The organism is Streptomyces sp. NBC_00435, from assembly GCF_036014235.1.
Taxonomy (GTDB): Bacteria; Actinomycetota; Actinomycetes; order Streptomycetales; family Streptomycetaceae; genus Streptomyces.
On the sequence record NZ_CP107924.1, the window covers coordinates 7,828,409 to 7,841,864 of the forward strand.

The following is a 13,456-nucleotide window of genomic DNA, read 5'->3' on the forward strand; positions in this document are numbered from 1 at the left end:
CCCGCCCTACGCGCGGGGCGCCCCCCCGACCGGTTCCGCGGGCGCCGGCCAGATCGCGCCGAGCAGGAGCCGCAGTTGTCCGGCGAGCCGGGTGGCGTCGATCGCTCCGGGGGAGGTGAGCGCGAGGCGCGCGAAGTGTTCCGCGGCGGCGATCAGGGCGTGGGCCAGGACCTCGGCGTCGGGCGCGGGCCCCGCCGCGGCGGCCGGAGCGGACTCGATCCACGCGGTGACCCTGCGCCGGAAGCGCTCCCGGTCCGCCTCGATGCGCGCGTGGACCACCGGGGGTGTGGTCGCCGGGGTCAGCAGGATCAGCCGCCAGGTGTCAGGGTCCTCCCGCAGCATGGCGGCCATCCGGTGCACGGCCCCGCAGGCGAAGCCGACCGGGTCGGAGGTGCGGAGGGGGTCGGGTACGGTCGCGAGCAGCCGGGTGAACGCGCGCTCCTGCTGTCGGTCGAGCAGGGTGAGCAGCAGCGCCTCGAGGTCGCTGAAGGCGCCGTAGACCACGGACCGTGCGACCTGGGCCCGCTTGGCGATCGCGTCGATCGAGATCCGGCCGTAGCCATCACTCACGATCAAGTCGAGTGCGACGTCGAGCAGTTGCTCCCGACGCTCGGTGATCGGGACGCGCGGGGTGTAGGGGCGCCGCCTGCGCGGCCTGTCGGTGGGAGACGTCGGTGTCGACACCTTGGCATCTTACGACAGCCGTGTCTTAATTTACGACAGTACTGTCTTATTGGGGGAGCGGCAGATGCCCGCCGCCACGGACACGAGGGAGGGCCTGATGGCCCGACTGAACGGCAAAGAGGTCCAACCGCACGAGGACTACGGGTTCTTCGGCCCCGGATCGGTGGTCTGGAAGGTGTGGAGCTACCCCACGGCGCCCACGGTGGGCTTCCAGCGCTCCGTGGTGGTCGAGGAACTCGATCCGCCCCTGGTGGCCGCGGTCCACGGCACCCAGGGGATCTACGAGCGCACCCGCACCCGCTACGACCGCACACTGCGCTACTTCGCCATGGTGGCCTTCGCCGGCTCGGAGCAGGTGTGCAGGGCCGCCGACGTCCTGGTGAAAGTCCACTCGAAGGCCATCGGGCAACTCCCCTACGGCGAAGGCACCTACGACGCCAACGACCCCGCCTCGCAGCTGTGGATACAGCTCACCGGCTGGCATTCGATCCTCTACGCGTACGAGAAGTACGGGCCCGGCAAACTCACCGAGGAGGAGGAGAAGGAGTACTGGGAGGCCTGCGCGCTCGCCGCGGAGCTCCAGACGTGCTCGCCCGACGACGTCCCGCGCGACCGCGCCGGAATCCGGGCGTACTTCGAGCGGATGCGCCCGCGGCTGTCGGCCAGCCCGATCGCCCGCCAGGCCATGCACCACCTCCTGAACACCGATCTCGTCCTCCCGCCTACCCCTTGGTGGATGAGGCCCGCGCGGACGGTCGTGGCGAGGACGCACCGGATCGCCACGATCGCCACCATGCCGCGCTGGATGCGGGAGATGGCGCAGATCCGGCAGTCGCGTCTCCTGGACGTCCTCGTCGTACCGGTCATGCGGACGGCCTTCGCGCTCGCCCATCTCAGCCCCAGGATCGAACTGTTCCTGCTGGGGATGCTCTCACCCTCCACGGTCCAGGTGGTCGCGCCCATCAAGCTCGGCATCCCTCCCCGCACCAAGGAGGTACTCACTCCGGGGCAGGCCCGTGCCCGCCACGGCTACGTGCGGCCCGCCGACGCCCACGCCGAGTTCAGGGCGCGCCAAGCCGCACGCGTCTTCGGCGACGGGAAGCCCCCGAGCGAACAGGGCCTCATCGAATCCCAGGACGTCCTCGGCCCGCTGGCCTGACGAGGAGGGCGACGAACCCGACCCCGAGGTGCCCGTTCGGAGCATGCCGCGGAGTCGAAACGATACTGCCGAGGCATTGGAGTGAACGACCGTTCCCGACCGCTGCCTCCGGGGGTTGGACCGGCCGTCGCACCCATTCGCGGGAGCGGCGTTCTGAAGATCCTTGGGAGAATCATGCGTATTCGTTCCGCTGTGACCGCCTCCGTCCTCGCCGCCGGCATCCTGCTGGGTGGGGCTGGCGCGGCCCTGGCCAACGACGGCGTCGACATCGACTACTTCTCGGGCGGCCACAAGGCCTTCGGGTCCAACTGCTCCTCCGCCGCCGCGGTTCCCGCGCCGTTCGGACCGGCCTACACCTCGTCCTGTGCCAAGGGCGGCGAGGCGGAGTGGGTCAAGGGCGCGCACCTCGGCGCCAGCTGACGGAACCGGTACCACCTCCGCGCCGCAGCCCTTCCGAGTAGGCCGAACCCGCAGTGGCCAGCTGCGGGTTCGCCCGGTGGCTGCGGCCGTCAGGCCGGGGCCGGGCCCCGCGTGAGGATCCGGGCTGCCGCGAACTCCTCGCGGTATGCCTGGTCGGCCACCTCCAGATAGCCGTACGCATCGTCCCCGACCGGGATCCGCAGGGGCGTGGCGTCGGCCGCGACGATCTCGAGGACCCGCGCCGCGAAATCCTCCGGGCGGCCGGTCTCGGGACTGTCCGCGAGACCCCGGGCGCCTTCGAGCATCTCGCGATTGGTCCCGTCGTAGGCGGGAACCCGCTGGGCCGACTCGGTCATGGACGTGCCGTAGCGCGTCGCGAACATGCCCGGTTCGAGCACGGTGACGCGGATGTTGTGCGGAGCGGCCTCGATGGCCAGGGCCTGACTCATGCCCTCGAGGGCGTGCTTCCCCGCGACGTAGGCCCCCAGGCCCGGGAAGGCCATCCGGCCCACCACGGACGAGACGTTGAGGACGTGGCCGTACCCCTGGGCCCGCATCAGCGGCAGGACGAGGCGGGCGAGTCTCCAGGGACCCACGACCAAGGTCTCCAGCTGATCGCGGAGTTCGGCGTCGGAGACCTCCTCGACCGCGCCGAACAGTCCGATGCCGGCATTGTTGACGAGGATGTCGATGCCGCCCAGGCGCTCGGCGGCGGTACGGACGGCCTCCTCGCAGGAGGCGGCGTCCCGCAGTTCGAGCGGGATCGGTGTGATGCGGCCGGGCCAGGCGGCCGCCAGGTCCTCCAGGTCGGCGGTCTTGCGGGCGGTGACCGCCAGTTCGTCCCCGGACCGGGCCGCTGCGGTGGCCAGCGCGTGCCCGAGGCCGGAGGAGCATCCCGTGATGAGCCAACGTCGTCCCATGGTTCCCCCGTGATGACCGAGTGGTTCCGGATGATGATCGTGCCGCGGTGCCGTCGACGGCGCCGCCGCACCCGCACACCCCGCCCGGCCGCCCCGATCACGGCTGTTGGCCGGATGACGGCAGTTCATGGTGGTGGGGGACCCGGCCCACGGTCATCCCTCCTGCGGGGGCGTGCGGAGGCGCGCGGGCGCACTTCCAGGCGCGCGCCTTCCAGCGTCCGCCGGGGGCGGCCGGGGCCGAGTGAGGGCGGCGGGGTCGATCCACCACCGGGAGCGCGGTGCCTCCCGCGTGCGCGGCGGGCACTGGCGGCGAGCCGGTCGGGGTGGGTCCGGCCGAGCAGGTTGCTGTGGTAGGTCAGGAGCGACTTGCCGTCCATGAGGAGCTGGTTGGCGTCGGCGAGTACGGGCTCGTACGAGGCGAGGTTGCCGTACGCCACCAGCCGCCCGTGTGCCGCGAGCTGTCCGAGGCCGGCGGTTCGGGTCCGGCCGCCCACCGGGTCGAGGATGACGTCGGGCCTTGCGTCGCCGAGCTCGGCCGGGAACTCCCCGCGGAGCAGGATCCGGTCGTACCCGAACCGCGCGGCGTAGTCGGCCCTGACGGCGCTGCCGACCACGCCGACGATCCGGCCGGCTCCGGCCAGTCGGGCGAACTGGGCGGCGAGCGTCCCGACCGAGCCGGCGGCGGCGTGGATCAGCACGCTCTCCCCGGGCCGTACGTTCGCGGCGGTGTTGATGAGGTCGTAGGCGGTCGCCGCGCCCCACCCGAGCCCTGCGGCCGTCCTCAGTGCCAGGCCGCCGATGCCGAACGCGAGCGCGGCGGGCGCCAGGGCCACCTCGGCGTAGGGGCCCGAGGTGGTCAGCGCGGTGACGGCCTCGCCGATCCGGCGTGCGTCGATGCCCGCGCCGACCGCGACGATGTGCCCGAACGCCTCGAATCCCGGGACGAAGGGGCGCGGTACGGCGAAGTGGCCGTCCCTGACCATGGTGTCGCCCCACTGGATCCCGGCGTAGGCCACACGGATAGCGACTTGGCCCGGGCCGGGGACGGGCTCACCGAGTTCGGTCACCCGGTAGCGGTCGTCGGTGTCGAGTACGACAGCCATCATGAGTACAGTCGTGCGGCGTGACGCAGCAGAGCATGAGCAGCGTGCTGACCAACATGGAGAACAAGGGGCTCATCCGCCGCGATACGTCCCCGGTGCACGCCAAGGTGCAGATCGCCACCCTCACCGAGGACGGTCAGGCGCTCCTGGGCCACGCCTACCAGGAAGTGATCATCCTCGAGCGCGCTCACCGACGCGTTCACGCCCTCCGAGCACGCCGCACTCTGCGATCTTCTGGAACGCGCCACCACCGTCCTGGTCCAGCAGACCCGGCACGCGGCGACCCCGCCCACCCCCTGAGCCCGCGCCGGCCGTAGAGCCGGGCCGGCACCCGCCGCCGTGTCTGGCGTCGGGACGGGGCGGGGGTTCCCGATGCGGGCTCTCCGCGCCACGGCCACGATCCGCTGCTCCCGCGTCCTCACCCAGTCCGGCCATGGCCCACCGTACGGAGGAAGCACGTATGAATCGCTCGCCCGACTCCTTCCGGCTCCTCCCCGGCTCCGGCACCTCGCCGGTGATCCTGCACGTGCCGCACTCCTCGCGCGTGGTGCCGGAGCCCGTCCGCGACGGCATCGTGCTGGACGGAGGGGAGCTCGGTCAGGAGCTGGACCACATCACCGACTCGCACACCGCGGACATCGCCGCAGCGGCCGCGGCGTTGTGCGCCGTCACGCCGTGGCAGTTCGTCAACGGGCTGTCCCGCCTCGTCGTCGACCCCGAGCGCTTCCCCGACGAGCGCGAGGAAATGCTGGCCGCGGGCATGGGAGCGGTGTATACGCGCACCACGCGGGGGGAGCGCCTGCGCCCGGACGGCTTCGACGGCCGCCCCTTGATCGACCGCTACTTCCACCCCTACGCGGACGCGATGACGAAGGCCGTGGAGGACCGGTTGCGGGCTGTCGGACGAGCTGTGATCATCGACGTCCACTCGTACCCGACGGAGCCGCTCCCCTACGAGCTGCACGGCGACGGCCCCCGCCCGCCGATCTGCCTGGGTACGGACCCCTTCCACACCCCGGCCGGCCTCCTCTCCTCGGCCGAGAAGGCGTTCGCGGGTTTCGGCGGCGTGGGACTCGACACCCCCTTCGCCGGCACGTACGTACCGCTGAAGTACTACGGCGAGGACGACAGGGTCGGTGCCCTGATGGTCGAGATCCGGCGGGACACGTACATGTCCGAGCCGGGTGGTCCCGCCGGCCCCGGCCTCGACGCCCTGGCGGCCTCGCTGGCAGATCTCGTGGACGGCCTGCCGTCCTGGGGGGCGGGTGGCCGGGGCCGTTGGCCGTGACCGGCCAAGTGATCCGGACGGCCCGTCCGGCTTCCCGGTCGGGGGCGGAGTGGTCCTCAATCCCGACGGCCAAGGGCTGGTCCGCCGTCGAGCCCCCTGGCGCCGGACAGCGGCACGGTGGGACGGAGGCGGACCCTACCCGGTGCCCGGGGGTAGCCCCTCCGGTGATCACTTGGGTAGAGTCGATTTCAGGTTTCCTGTTACTGGGGGTGGTGGGGCCGTGATCGAACTCGGTGTGTTCCTCGGCGTGATAGGCCTGGCAGCGCTGTGGATGGTGCGGATCCTGCTGCGGCGGGGGAAGCGGCGTACGGAAACCGCGGAGGGCCTTCGCATCGAGCAGGCCCGCAGGGAACAGGCCGCCAGCGACCGGAGTTCCTACGGGTCGTTCGCCGTCCACAACACCCCGATGAACGGTCAGCGGTACAGGCCGTAGCCCGGGCCCTGACCCGGTTGTCTCCGTACACTGACGGGCATGGCATGCCGCATCAGTGAGCTGGTCGTCGACGCCGCCGATCCCGAGCGGCTCGCCGCGTTCTGGGGCGAGGTACTCGGCTACGTCGAACTCGGCCGGGAGGACGACGGAAGCATCGAGATCGGGCCGCCCGACACCGGTTTCGGCGGCCCGCAGCCCACCCTCGTCTTCGGCCCCACCAGCGACCCCAGGCCGGCGAAGCTCCGACTCCACATCGACCTCAACGCCACCGACCGGGACCAGGACGCCGAACTCGAGCGGCTGCTCGCACTCGGCGCCCGGCCCGCCGACGTGGGCCAGACCGGCACCGAGGGCTGGCACGTCCTGGCCGACCCGGAGGGCAACGAATTCTGCCTCCTGCGCAGGCGGCTCCAGCCGCTCCCGCCAATCCGGCCGCGTACGCCCTGAGGCCCGGGCCCCGGAGAACGGACCGCGCGGATCGCGTCCTGACCGGCAAGGCGTGCGGCCTGGTCCGGGTGGCGCAGCAGGGTGAGATCCGGAACCACTCCAGGGCGGCGGGCCGGATCCTGAGTCGCACTGATACCGGAGCGTTCCAGCGGCGGATCCGCTCCACCACCGCGTCGATCCGCGAACCGACGGGTGGGAAGAGCGCGAGCAGTTCGGCGTGGCTGCCCGTGGTCCGGGAGACCGCTCGCCGGGACACCGGCCTCCGCGCGGGGCGTACTCGCCGGGCCTGGACGGCCGTCGTCGCCCTCGCCAGGGTGGGCCGGCCCGCCCACCCGTAGGCCCTAGCCCTGCCGGGTGCGGCCAACCGGGCCAGTTGAGACGGGACACCGCGCCGGCGCCCCCCTCCCGTCTGACCGACCGGACTCGCCGAAGCCGTACGGACACGGGTCAGCCCCACCAGTTTGACTGGTGGGGCTGCCACGGCGTCAGATCATGACCAGCAGCCGCGTGTTCGTCACCAGCTTCCGGTTCACGCTGGTGCTCTGCACGAAGATCGTGAATTCGTCGTTGTGGTCCGGCTTGACGCGGACTTCCGCATTCGGCAGGCCGAGCAGCGCCCGGGCCTGGGGTCCCGTGTAGATCTGGTCCGTCTTCTTTTCCAGCACCGCGATCTGCTTCTTGGCCTGAATCTTCTCCGGCTTGCTCAGCTGGTAGAACGCGCAGCCGGTCCGGTAATTGTGCCCGCATTCGATGACCCAGTCCCGGATCGCCGTTTCGCGCGACACCGGAACCAGCTGGTACTGCGACGGATTTGCCGGGGTGAGACCGGCTGCCTCGATGGTGTCCTTGTTCACCGTCTCCGTGCCCGTGGAGAACACCGCTCGCGATCCCCGGATTCCCTTGGTGCGGCCCACCATGAAGTTCTCGGTGGCCTTCAGGATCACCTGTCCGGCTTCGTCCAGCCCCTGTGTGCTCGTGGCGTCCCAGACGGCGATGTTGTCCTTCGGGAAACCGCACTGCATGGCCTCGCGCTTGCCCATCTGGTCCGGCACAAGGACGGCCAGCGTCCAGTTGTCCTCCTGGGTCTCGATCATCGAGGCCACGGCCTGCACCAGTTCACGGGGGTTCCTGGTCGGGGTACCGGGGCAGCGGTGACTCGCGTTCTCCTGTCCGTCGGTCAGGACGAACGTGAGGAAGCTGTGGTCGCCGTACAACTGAGCCGTCTGCGCCAGCTCGTGCTGCGACTTCAGCGAGGCCGCCAGCAGGGCCGTCATTCCGCCGGCCCGGTACAGCTTCTTCAGGGACGGCATTCGCAGCACGTCCTTGTCGTAGATGACGCACTCCACCTTGTCGGAAAAGGCGTACACCGTGACACGGGTTTCCTGGTCCAATTCCTGGGACCGGCGGGCCAGGTACGCAATCTGCTGGTCGGCGACTTCGACGACCTTGCTGCTCAGGTGTGACATGGATGAACTGGCATCCAGTACGAGAGCAACGTGATTGATGTAATTCTGGTTTCCGGACATGACGGCTCCCCCGCTTTTTTCGGCGTTTTCCGCTTCGATACAACGATCCTCTCATCCACCACTGACAATCGATCTTGGACCGCCGGGCCGAACTCCGCGGCAGCGGACTGGGGTTTGGGTGCCGCGGCCAGGGGGGTCGGGCGTCCGTATGAACATCCTCATCCCCGGCGCGGTCGACACCGACTCCCTGCGCGGCGCACCGGCCATGGCGCAGGGCGCCCGACCACGCCGACGAGGCCCTCAGGGCCATGGGGGAGGGCAGCAACCCGACCTGACGGATCGCCGAACCGCGCGAGATGGGCAGCGCCGCGGTCCTTCCCGGATCCTGTGCCGCCGCCGGTTGGGCCGTGGAGCCCGTGGAGCCCGTGGAGTTCGGCTGCGGCCCCCGAGGTCGACAGCTCCAAGACCGGCGGCCTGGTCAACGGCAAGTGCCGACCGTGCGCGGCGACAAGGGCAGCAGCGGCTACGGCTCTCTCGGATTCGGGTGCTTCGAGGTAGCCCACGGTGTCGATCACATCTGTGAGAGTGCCGTGGGCGACACCCTCACGTTGGCTTGCGGCTGCCTCGTCGAGGTCGCCGCCGAGGTCCGCTGCGGTGTCGTTGTCGAAGGGGCCGATGTCCCAGGTGCCCATGGTCTCTCCTGATCACGATGTTGACCGGGGCATCGTGACAGTGGGCACTGACAGCAGCCGCGGAGTCCAGGGGCGAGATCGCTGCCCGAACTGGTGGACGTGACTTCTGATTCCCGTGACGGCCACGGCGTCCTTCCGCTGTCAGTGACAGGAGCAAGGATGGGCGGCATGACGAAGACTGGGGTGGACTACGCGTGGTTCGAGAACGACTTTCCAGACATCGCCGAGGCGTACTGCTTCACCCTGGTGCGGGGTCTGTCGCCCGCTGAGCTGGTGTCCCGGCTGCAAGGACGACCGGAGGCGCCCTTGCAGGGCATGGCCGAGGTCGTCGACGCCGCCTTCGCCAAGTACGACCTTGAGGATGGCGACCGTCAGCTGGTCGCCATGACGACCCCCGGCGCCTGGACGCTGCTGATCGAGCCCAACGGCTACCTCGGGGTCACCGAAGAGCGAGCGCTTCCGGCCTCCGCCGGCACGAGCTGGATCTCTCATTTCGTCAACGTCAACGCCGTCGGCACATTCCTCTGGGCCGAGGACCAGGCCCTGCGACTCTGCTTCGACCCCATGTTCCCTGAAGACCGTTGGGGCACAACACCCGACGAACTCCTCGACGTCATCACTCGCATCGGCTTCCACGTCGACGACGCACCAGAAACCGAGATCGACCTCTCCTCACCAGCGGCCTTCGCTCTGGCGGAACACCTCACCGGCGTCGCCATCACCCCCGAGCTGCTCCAGGACACGACGTTCACCTGCGCCACCGTCCGGATCCGATGACATCGTCCGTCCGCACTCCCACGTCCGGGCCCATGGATGCGGCGTGGATGGTGGCGCGGTGACGAACATCAGCGACGACCACGTGAAGGTCCACTTCCGGTGGACATAGACGAGGACGGCTGGCCGCCGGCGAGTGTCGAGAGCCTGTGGGCCGTGGACCTCGACGACGGCACGGTGCGGTTGGACAACACCCCGTAGCTCGCTCGCGGCATCGCCAGCGGGGACGTCATCAAGGTGAAGCTCGATGGCGACGGTGTTCTCTGGGCCGGAGAGACGGTCCGTCCGTCTCAGAACTGCACGATCCGGTTGATCGTGCTGAAGGACGACGGCTCAGCGGCTGCCCGGCAGAGCGTGCTGGAGGTGTTCCACCGCCTCGGCACGACGGGTGAGGGGATCGAGCGGTACCGGATGGTGGCCTTGGACGTCCCGCGGGGTGGTGGCACAGGGAGGAGGGGTGTGTCATCGCCGCCTGGGACGCTGCAGCAGAGTGACGAGAATCGGCTGCTTAGTCTCGTCGGTTGGCGTCCAGCCATTCGTCGCTGTTCCACATGACGAGCATGGCACCGACCTGGTCGAATCGGATGTCGGGATCGTTGCTGTGGACCAGAACAAGCCTGGCCCTGCTGGCCAGGGTCAGAGCATTGTCACCGCTGATAGCGGCCTGGCCCTACCCGCAGGGCCGGATCTGGGAGACTAGGGATCATGACCGACCGTCGACCGCTCTCGCTGCCCACCTTCTCCGAGCCCGCTTCCGGCGCTCCCGTACCCGCCCAGGCGGGTGGGCGCCGGCTGATGCCGATCGAGCAGGGCGCCGACTTCCGCCAGCCGCCCGGCGAGACCGAGCCCGAGCCCGCACCCGCCCCGGCCCGACGTCCACTCGCCCCCGGCGGCCTCACCTTCTCAGACCCGGACCGCCAAATCTGAGCGCTACCACCACGGGTCACGCCACGTCCAGGACCAGCTCACCACCTGGCCCCGCCGCCCGGTGTGCCAGCGCCTCCACCTGCACCGTGGTCGTAGCCGGCCCGGCTCACGCCTCGGATATCGTGTTCCTCTACGGGGTGCCATAACGGATGTGACGCCCCCCACCGGAGGTAGTCAGCGTATGAGTTCAAAGCGCAGCAAGAATCCAGCCCTGCCCGTACTTGACGACGCATTCCGACTCGCGTCGGTCAAGGACGCCGAAGAGTCCACCCGTGACTTGGCCGCGCGGCTGGCCACCACCGAGCTGCGCCGCGTTTCCCACCCGGGCCGGGTCACCTGGGAGCCCACCGATCAGGCCGAGCCCGTACCGGTCCCGCCGACTGTGGTCGACGGTGACGGGGACCTGTGGCTGCGGGACCGGGACACTGGCACCTGGACCATGCCCGAGTTCAACCCGAAGGAGTTCCCGGCCCGCTGTGGCGAGGTTCTGACGTGGAACCAGCTTGCCCGGGAGTTCGGCCCGCTGACCGCACTGGCCGACGACCGCCGCATCGGCGGCGGCCGGCGCTGACCGCGCAGCCTTCTGGGATGACCGCGCCCCTGAATCGCCCGTTACGGGTAGCTGGGAGCTCCAGCTCACCGCCGAGCTCGACGATGGCGGCGAGCAGGTGAGCGTGGCGGTGGCGTCCGACGGCTTCGAGCAGCTTGGTGCGGGCCTGGCGCCACCCGATGTCCTCGGTGCGGCCGGCGTCGGTGGACCAGCCGGGTAGCGGTCGGGTTTCAGTTGCTGTGGTGAGCGTGCGGCCCAGCTCGCCGATCGACTGCTGTCAGTCGGCCAATTGCCCGAGCAGGCCGCGCACCGGCTCGTCGACGGCGGCCGCCGGGCCGCCGCCGAAGGCCCGCGCTTCGGCGGCGGCCTCGGCGAGGACGCCGCCCCGCGGACCTGGGCGCAGCTCTGATCCGACGACCTCGCCCGCCGCCTGCACGATCACGACCCCGACGCCTAAGAGCGACTCCCGGTCTTCGTCCGGTCTGCCCGCTGATGTGACTGAGCACGATAGTTGGCCCAGATGGACAAATCCGATGCTCAGAATCTGCCGTACCCCAACGGCAGCCACGGAGCACTCCGTCCCGGACGATGCCTAGTTGCCGTCTTCCCGGGCCTCGTAACCTTCAAGGCCGACTCTGAGGAGGGACGGGACGAGGGCGTGCAGGTACCAGGCGAGGTCGGTGAATTTCGACGCGCCCGGGATGCGTCGGCGGTCGATTGTGGGGAGGAACGAGACTTTCCTGCGCTGGGCGTAGAACATGAGCATGCCGCCAGTCTCGCCCTGCGGGTGGTACACGTTCAGAGCCACGGTGTAGGGCAGGTTCTCCGCGGCATCCAGCTCCGCGAGCACGGCGTCGAGGCGATCGGGGGTGCTGTCGTACCAGTCGTGCATGTCGTCTGCGTCATTGACCATGTACGAGATGTAGCCGAGGCGTTCCTCGGCGGACCAGCCCGCGGGGGTCAGGACCTCCAGCAGGGCGCGCACGGTGGTTGGGTGCGTGAAGGTGAAGTCGATGTCGGCTTGTCGGTTTCCCACGTGCGTCTCCGGGTGCTTGATCGGTCGCGTCGCATACTCCCCGCTGTGCGAGGTGCCGTCGACCCGATTTCCCTTGGGGCCGCTCCAGCTGTCGAGCGGCAGACGCTTTGACTGCACCGCGCTTGAGCCGGCCGGTTCCTCGGTCAGCTGCGGGCCAGTTGTGAGCATCGGGGTTCTCCACCCCGGCCACCTATCTCTGGTCGGGTAGCCGGGTCACGACCGGCCCATAGGGCCGGTTCAGGTACCCCTTCGGCACCCCAACAGCCGCAGGAACACCGGGCCCGGCCACTGTCCTCAAGCCACCGGTAGGGCATTCCAGCAGGTCAAAGGCCCATTGCTCGAAGCAGTTCTGGCCGAGAGGCCAACCCGAATGCACAGGGGCCAACAATCACGCTCAAGGGCCAACTGTCGCGCTCAGTCACAGCTGACTCAGGCAACCTGTCTGGCGCCAGCTGACGGGGATCGGTAGACCCATTGTCAGCGGTGGCTGGCAGCATCACCGCTATGAGCGCCATATTTACCACCCCGCCGCGTCCGTTCGACGTTACCGCGCTCTTCCCTCAACTGGCCCCGCTGGCGCGGACGGCGACCCGGCTGCACCCGCGGCCGGGGGCGCCGACCGCGCACGACAGCTCCGTCGGCGGGCCGCTCCTGTGGCCCGCCGACGAGCCGTGGCCGTACTGCGAAGAACCGCACGACAGGCATGCGGCGCTCAGGATTAACTCCCCGACCGACATCCGGCTCCAGCGCCGCGTCCTCGCCGCAGCGGCCGAGCGCCTTCACCTCGATCCCGAGGCACCCGAGCGGACCCCCGAGGAACAGGAGACCTTGGATCTCATCAGGGCCGGCCGCCCGTGGTTCGACGGCCCGATCCCTCTCGTGCCCGTCGCCCAGTTGTACGCCCGCGACATCCCCTTCCCCTGCCCGTCCGACGCGGACCTGCTCCAGGTCTTGTGGTGTCCCTTCGACCACGAGATGGCACACCCGAAGACCGCCCTCTTCTGGCGGTCCTCCGCCACAGTCACCGACGTCCTCGACGCACCGCCCGAGCCGCCGATTGTCCAGGACGGCTGGTACCTCCCGGAGCCGTGCCTGTTCTCACCGGAGCAGGTCACCGAGTTTCCCAACCCCCTGGAGCTGGACATTAAGGTTCGGGATCAGCTGGGCGACAGGAGCCGCTGGGAGACGATCGACCCCGAGCTGTACCTGAACAACCTCAGTACCGCCCCCGGCTGGAAGGCCGGCGGCTGGACCCGCTGGAGCCCCACCGACCCTGTCGCCCGCGCCTGCCCGGAGTGCGGCACCGAGGCGGTCCCCCTCCTCACCATCGCCTCATCGGAATGGGACGGCGGCAGCGCGACCTGGATCGCCGACGAGGACCGACCGACCCCGGGCCCGCCGCCCCTGGGCGCCCGGGACGGCAACTTCACCTTGATCGACATCGCCGGCGGCAACAATCTGCAGCTCCACGTCTGCCCGTCTTCTCCGTACCACTCCCACTTCGAACTGCTCCAGTGAGCTAGGACCTGTCGTCAAGGTGGTCTTGCGTTGTGGATC

General features: G+C 69.8%; 19 protein-coding genes. 12 read left to right on the top strand and 7 right to left on the bottom strand.

Features of this window, described 5'->3' with window-relative positions; translation table 11 throughout:
- Positions 1-6: 6 nt before the first annotated feature.
- On the bottom strand, positions 7-684 hold the full coding sequence (locus tag OG389_RS35275) for a TetR/AcrR family transcriptional regulator (RefSeq protein WP_328303238.1): 678 nt from the start codon (positions 682-684) through the stop codon (positions 7-9).
- A gap of 64 nt (positions 685-748) precedes the next feature.
- Here OG389_RS35275 and OG389_RS35280 point away from each other — a divergent pair, with 64 nt between their 5' ends.
- Positions 749-1,843 (top strand): oxygenase MpaB family protein, encoded by a 1,095-nt coding sequence (locus OG389_RS35280; RefSeq protein ID WP_328303240.1) that lies wholly within the window; start codon positions 749-751, stop codon positions 1,841-1,843.
- A gap of 174 nt (positions 1,844-2,017) precedes the next feature.
- Complete coding sequence (locus OG389_RS35285) at positions 2,018-2,263, top strand: hypothetical protein (protein ID WP_328303242.1); 246 nt, start codon at positions 2,018-2,020, stop codon at positions 2,261-2,263.
- A gap of 89 nt (positions 2,264-2,352) precedes the next feature.
- On the opposite strand, the gene OG389_RS35290 is transcribed toward OG389_RS35285, so the two are convergent.
- Together OG389_RS35290 and OG389_RS35295 are read right to left on the bottom strand one after the other, a co-directional pair.
- Positions 2,353-3,183, bottom strand: coding sequence for an SDR family oxidoreductase (locus OG389_RS35290; protein WP_328303244.1), 831 nt, complete (start codon positions 3,181-3,183; stop codon positions 2,353-2,355).
- Positions 3,184-3,308: 125 nt separating this feature from the next.
- Entirely contained in the window at positions 3,309-4,289 is a 981-nt protein-coding gene (locus OG389_RS35295) for a quinone oxidoreductase family protein (RefSeq protein WP_328303246.1), read from the bottom strand.
- Between the two features lie 17 nt (positions 4,290-4,306).
- Between OG389_RS35295 and OG389_RS35300 the strand changes: the two genes are divergently transcribed.
- The 5 genes from OG389_RS35300 (at position 4,307) to OG389_RS35320 (ending at position 6,792) form a co-directional block, all read left to right on the top strand.
- A complete protein-coding gene (locus tag OG389_RS35300; RefSeq protein WP_328303248.1) occupies positions 4,307-4,603 on the top strand; it encodes a hypothetical protein in 297 nt (98 codons plus the stop codon).
- A gap of 143 nt (positions 4,604-4,746) precedes the next feature.
- Positions 4,747-5,574: an N-formylglutamate amidohydrolase gene (locus OG389_RS35305; protein ID WP_328303250.1), complete on the top strand. Its 828-nt coding sequence runs from the start codon at positions 4,747-4,749 to the stop codon at positions 5,572-5,574.
- Positions 5,575-5,794: 220 nt separating this feature from the next.
- Positions 5,795-6,007 carry a hypothetical protein gene (locus OG389_RS35310; RefSeq protein ID WP_328303252.1) on the top strand — a complete coding sequence of 71 codons (213 nt, stop codon included), beginning with the start codon at positions 5,795-5,797 and terminating at the stop codon, positions 6,005-6,007.
- A gap of 39 nt (positions 6,008-6,046) precedes the next feature.
- Entirely contained in the window at positions 6,047-6,454 is a 408-nt protein-coding gene (locus OG389_RS35315) for a VOC family protein (protein ID WP_328303254.1), read from the top strand.
- A 68-nt stretch (positions 6,455-6,522) separates the two neighbouring features.
- Positions 6,523-6,792 (top strand): hypothetical protein, encoded by a 270-nt coding sequence (locus tag OG389_RS35320; protein WP_328303256.1) that lies wholly within the window; start codon positions 6,523-6,525, stop codon positions 6,790-6,792.
- Between the two features lie 147 nt (positions 6,793-6,939).
- Here the strand turns inward: OG389_RS35320 and OG389_RS35325 are convergent, their stop codons facing one another.
- A complete protein-coding gene (locus tag OG389_RS35325; RefSeq protein ID WP_328303258.1) occupies positions 6,940-7,980 on the bottom strand; it encodes a VWA domain-containing protein in 1,041 nt (346 codons plus the stop codon).
- A 158-nt stretch (positions 7,981-8,138) separates the two neighbouring features.
- The gene (locus OG389_RS35330; RefSeq protein WP_328303260.1) at positions 8,139-8,612 is read right to left on the bottom strand and encodes a DUF4259 domain-containing protein; all 474 of its coding nucleotides are present in this window, start codon (positions 8,610-8,612) and stop codon (positions 8,139-8,141) included.
- A gap of 168 nt (positions 8,613-8,780) precedes the next feature.
- Here OG389_RS35330 and OG389_RS35335 point away from each other — a divergent pair, with 168 nt between their 5' ends.
- The 4 genes from OG389_RS35335 to OG389_RS35350 all read left to right on the top strand — a co-directional run bounded on the left by OG389_RS35335 (position 8,781) and on the right by OG389_RS35350 (position 10,884).
- On the top strand, positions 8,781-9,389 hold the full coding sequence (locus OG389_RS35335) for a DUF6461 domain-containing protein (protein WP_328303261.1): 609 nt from the start codon (positions 8,781-8,783) through the stop codon (positions 9,387-9,389).
- A gap of 234 nt (positions 9,390-9,623) precedes the next feature.
- Positions 9,624-9,941: a DUF4265 domain-containing protein gene (locus tag OG389_RS35340; RefSeq protein ID WP_328303262.1), complete on the top strand. Its 318-nt coding sequence runs from the start codon at positions 9,624-9,626 to the stop codon at positions 9,939-9,941.
- A 150-nt stretch (positions 9,942-10,091) separates the two neighbouring features.
- Positions 10,092-10,313, top strand: a complete 222-nt coding sequence (locus tag OG389_RS35345) for a hypothetical protein (protein ID WP_328303264.1) — start codon at positions 10,092-10,094, stop codon at positions 10,311-10,313.
- A 181-nt stretch (positions 10,314-10,494) separates the two neighbouring features.
- On the top strand, positions 10,495-10,884 hold the full coding sequence (locus OG389_RS35350; RefSeq protein WP_328303266.1) for a hypothetical protein: 390 nt from the start codon (positions 10,495-10,497) through the stop codon (positions 10,882-10,884).
- Positions 10,885-11,140: 256 nt separating this feature from the next.
- Here the strand turns inward: OG389_RS35350 and OG389_RS35355 are convergent, their stop codons facing one another.
- Together OG389_RS35355 and OG389_RS35360 are read right to left on the bottom strand one after the other, a co-directional pair.
- Positions 11,141-11,305 (bottom strand): hypothetical protein, encoded by a 165-nt coding sequence (locus tag OG389_RS35355; protein WP_328303268.1) that lies wholly within the window; start codon positions 11,303-11,305, stop codon positions 11,141-11,143.
- A gap of 150 nt (positions 11,306-11,455) precedes the next feature.
- Positions 11,456-12,067 (bottom strand): hypothetical protein, encoded by a 612-nt coding sequence (locus OG389_RS35360; protein ID WP_328303270.1) that lies wholly within the window; start codon positions 12,065-12,067, stop codon positions 11,456-11,458.
- A 336-nt stretch (positions 12,068-12,403) separates the two neighbouring features.
- On the opposite strand from OG389_RS35360, the gene OG389_RS35365 reads away from it, so the two are divergent.
- Positions 12,404-13,417, top strand: coding sequence for a hypothetical protein (locus tag OG389_RS35365; RefSeq protein ID WP_328303272.1), 1,014 nt, complete (start codon positions 12,404-12,406; stop codon positions 13,415-13,417).
- Positions 13,418-13,456 lie beyond the last annotated feature (39 nt).

Coding starts and splice junctions, on each gene's coding strand:
- OG389_RS35315 (WP_328303254.1), top strand. CDS start 6,047: ATGGCATGCCGCATCAGTGAGCTGGTCGTCGACGCCGCCGATCCCGAG.
- OG389_RS35280 (WP_328303240.1), top strand. CDS start 749: ATGCCCGCCGCCACGGACACGAGGGAGGGCCTGATGGCCCGACTGAAC.
- OG389_RS35285 (WP_328303242.1), top strand. CDS start 2,018: ATGCGTATTCGTTCCGCTGTGACCGCCTCCGTCCTCGCCGCCGGCATC.
- OG389_RS35365 (WP_328303272.1), top strand. CDS start 12,404: ATGAGCGCCATATTTACCACCCCGCCGCGTCCGTTCGACGTTACCGCG.
- OG389_RS35325 (WP_328303258.1), bottom strand. CDS start 7,980: ATGTCCGGAAACCAGAATTACATCAATCACGTTGCTCTCGTACTGGAT.
- OG389_RS35350 (WP_328303266.1), top strand. CDS start 10,495: ATGAGTTCAAAGCGCAGCAAGAATCCAGCCCTGCCCGTACTTGACGAC.
- OG389_RS35305 (WP_328303250.1), top strand. CDS start 4,747: ATGAATCGCTCGCCCGACTCCTTCCGGCTCCTCCCCGGCTCCGGCACC.
- OG389_RS35335 (WP_328303261.1), top strand. CDS start 8,781: ATGACGAAGACTGGGGTGGACTACGCGTGGTTCGAGAACGACTTTCCA.
- OG389_RS35295 (WP_328303246.1), bottom strand. CDS start 4,289: ATGATGGCTGTCGTACTCGACACCGACGACCGCTACCGGGTGACCGAA.
- OG389_RS35290 (WP_328303244.1), bottom strand. CDS start 3,183: ATGGGACGACGTTGGCTCATCACGGGATGCTCCTCCGGCCTCGGGCAC.
- OG389_RS35330 (WP_328303260.1), bottom strand. CDS start 8,612: ATGGGCACCTGGGACATCGGCCCCTTCGACAACGACACCGCAGCGGAC.
- OG389_RS35360 (WP_328303270.1), bottom strand. CDS start 12,067: ATGCTCACAACTGGCCCGCAGCTGACCGAGGAACCGGCCGGCTCAAGC.
- OG389_RS35345 (WP_328303264.1), top strand. CDS start 10,092: ATGACCGACCGTCGACCGCTCTCGCTGCCCACCTTCTCCGAGCCCGCT.